Origin of the sequence: Kitasatospora sp. NPDC049285 (genome assembly GCF_040678815.1) — a bacterium.
Lineage (GTDB): Bacteria > Actinomycetota > Actinomycetes > Streptomycetales > Streptomycetaceae > Kitasatospora.
The window spans coordinates 1-3,510 of the sequence record NZ_JBFAQR010000133.1; the positions used below are offsets into that span (position 1 = coordinate 1).

Annotated in this window: 1 protein-coding gene; it reads right to left on the minus strand. The window is 73.2% G+C overall.

From position 1 onward, the window contains the following. Positions 1–3,510, minus strand: a 3,510-nt coding sequence (locus AB0K51_RS34675) for an amino acid adenylation domain-containing protein (protein WP_363462258.1), incomplete at both ends; no start/stop codon positions are given.

Below are 3,510 nucleotides of genomic sequence, written 5' to 3' on the forward strand. Positions count from 1 at the left end.
CTCCAGGCCCGGCACCACCTCCGCCGTCGCCTGCGTCGCCACCACCGCCAGCTCACGCACCGTCTTGCGCTCGAAGATGTCCCGCGCCGTCAGCAACAACCCGGCCTTACGAGCCCGACTCACCACCTGGATCGACGCGATACTGTCACCACCCAGGTCGAAGAACCCGTCGTCGATACCCACCTCGGCCACCGCGAGGACCTCGCCGAACACCCGGCAGAGGATCTCCTCGCGCAGCGACCGCGGCGCGACGGCGGGAGCGCCGCCGCCCGTCTCGACCACCGGCGCGGGCAGCGCGCGCTTGTCGAGCTTGCCGTTGACCGTCAGCGGCAGCGCGTCGAGCACGACGAAGCCGTTCGGCACCATGTAGGCGGGCAGCCGACCGGCAGCGAACTCCCGGACCTCCGCGACCTCGACGTCCGCACCGACCAGGTACGCGGCCAACTGCTTGTCACCCGGCCGGTCCTCACGGACGATCACCACCGCGTGGGTGACGGACGGGTGCGCGGCCAGGGCCGCCTCGATCTCCGCGGGCTCGATCCGGAAACCGCGGATCTTCACCTGGTCGTCCGCCCGGCCCACGTAGTCGACCTGACCGTCCTCGATCCACCGCACCAGGTCGCCCGTGCGGTACATCCGGTCGCCCGGACCGCCGAACGGGTCCGCCACGAACCGCTCGGCCGTCAGCTCCGGACGCCCGTGGTAGCCGTGCGCCACACCGCTGCCGGCCAGGTACAGCTCGCCGACCGCCCCGGCCGGGAGCGGCTGGAGGTAGTCGTCGAGGACGTACGCCCGGGTCCCCGCCATCGGCGCGCCGATCGGGACGGCCGAGCCCGGTGCGCGGCCCGCGGCCACCGGCCAGGCGGTGGCGAAGGTGGTGGTCTCGGTCGGGCCGTACACGTGGGTGATCCGCACGTCCGGGCAGGTCCGCTGCGCGTTCTCCACCGCCTCGACGGTGACCTTCTCACCGCCGAACAGGATCTCCCGCAGCCCGTCGAAGGCCTGCGGCTCCTCGACCGCGATCGCGTTGAACAGCGCCGTGGTCACGAAGATCGCCGTCACCCCGTGGCGGGCGATCGCCGACCGCAGCTCCTCCGGGCCGAGGTGCCCGCCGGGTGCCACGACCACCTTTCCGCCGCGCAGCAGCGGCGCCCACAGCTCGTACGTCGACGCGTCGAAGGCGTGCGAGGAGTGCATCAGCACGCAGTCGTGCGCACCGCTGCCGAACCGCGAGTCGAAGGCCAGCTCCGCCACGTTCCCGTGACTGACCATCACACCCTTCGGCCGACCCGTCGTACCGGAGGTGTACATCACGTACGCCAGCTGCCCGGCCGGGACGGTCGCGGCCTCGATCGCGGCCGGGTCCGCGAACTGCTCGGCCTGCGCGGCGAGTTCCTCGAGCTGGAGCGGCCGGGTACCACCCTCGGTCAGCCCCTCGGGGAGCTCGGTGCGGTCAGTGAGCAGCAGCGGGGCCTGCACGTCCTGGACGATCAGCGTCAGCCGGTCGGCCGGGTAGGCGTCGTGCAGCGGCACGTAGAACCCGCCCGCCTTCACCACCGCCAGCTCCGCCACCACCAGCTCCAGCGAACGGTCCAGCAGCAGCGCCACCGGCGTCCCCGCACCCACGCCCCGCTCCCGCAGCGCATGCGCCCAACGGTTCGACAGCGCGTCCAACTCCGCGTAGCTGAGCCGGACTTCGCCACTCACCACGGCCACGGCCTCGGGGGTCCGCTCGACCTGCCGGGCGAAGGCCTGCGGCAGGCCGACCACGGTCTCCTGGCCGCGTTCGCCGAGGCCCCAGTGGCCGAGCTGCTGCACCACCTCGTCCGCGGCGAGCAGGTGGATCGCCCCGATCCGCTGCTCCGGGTCCGCGCCGACCTGGCCGAGCACCCGGGCGAGGCGCTTGCACAGCACCCCGATGCCCGCGGCGTCGAACAGGTCCAGTGCGTACTCGGCGGTGACGTCGATGCCGGCCGGTCGGCCCGCGGCGTCGAAGGTCTCGCGGAGGTCGAGCAGCAGGTCGAACTTGGCCTGGTAGCCCGCCACGTCGACGGCGGACGGGGTGATCCCGGGCAGGTCGAGGTCCGGGTCGGGAGTGTTCTGCAGGGTGATCAGGGTCTGGAAGAGCGGGTGCCGGGCCAGCGAGCGCTCCGGGTTGAGCACCTCCACCAGCCGCTCGAACGGCACGTCCTGGTGCGCGTACGCCGACAGGTCGTGCTCGCGCACGCGGGCGAGCAGCTCACGGAAGGTCGGATTGCCCGAGGTGTCCGTGCGCAGCACCAGCGTGTTCACGAAGAACCCGACCAGCTCGTCCAACGCCTCGTCCGTACGCCCCGCGATACCGGTGCCCAGCGGAATGTCCGTCCCCGCACCCAGCCGGGTGAACAGGGTCGCCACCGCGGCCTGGAGCACCATGAAGAGGCTGGCGCCGCTGTCCCGGGCGAGGTCCGCGAGGGCGCGGTGGGTGGCGGCGTCCAGCTGCCACTCCAGCCGCTCGCCCCGGTTGCTGGCCACGGCCGGCCGGGGGTGGTCGGTGGGCAGCTCCAGGACGTCCGGCAGGCCGGCCAGGGTCTCGGCCCAGTAGGCGAGTTGACGGGAGATCACACTGTCCGGGTCGCCCTCGGAGCCGAGCACGTCCCGCTGCCACAGGGCGTAGTCCGCGTACTGGACCGGCAGTTCGGGCAGCTCGCGGCCGAGGTACCCGGCCTCCAGGTCGCGCAGCAGCGGCGCCAGCGACCAGCCGTCGCCCGCGATGTGGTGCAGCACCAGCAGCAGCACGTGGTCGTCCGGAGCGAGCTCGAACAGCGTGGCCCGGACGGGGAGTTCGGCGGCCAGGTCGAAGCTGTGGGCGGACTCCCGGGCCAGCGCCGCGTCCAGCCCGGCCTCCTCCACCGCGACGACCGTGAACGGCAGCGCGGCGGCGGGCGTGACCACCTGGTGCGGGTGGCCGTCGACGGACGGGAACAGCGTGCGCAGCGCCTCGTGCCGGGAGAGCACGCCGTCCAGCGCCTGCCGGAGGCGGGCCTGGTCGAGCTCGCCGCGCAGCCGGACGGCGAGGGGGATGTTGTACATTCCGCTGCCGGTGTCCAGCTGGTCGAGGAACCACAGGCGCTGCTGCGCGTACGACAGCGGCACCCGCTCGGGCCGGACGGCGGGGGTGAGGCGGGCCCGTGCGGCGGTCGAGTGCTCCAGGGTGCGGGCGAGTTGGGCGATGGTGGGGTTCTCGAAGACCGTGCGGATGCCGAGTTCGGCGTCCGTGACCACCCGGATGCGGGACAGCAGCCGGGTCGCCAGCAGCGAGTGGCCGCCCAGGTCGAAGAAGCTGTCGTCGATGCTCACCGCCTCGACGCCCAGCAGCTCGCGGAAGATCCCCGCCAGCGTCCGCTCCTCCGCCGTCCGGGGCTCGCGCCCACCGCCCGCGGCGACCACCGGCGCCGGCAGCGCCCGCCGGTCCAGCTTGCCGCTCGCGGTCAACGGCAGCGCCTCCAGCACCACGAACGCCGACGGCAC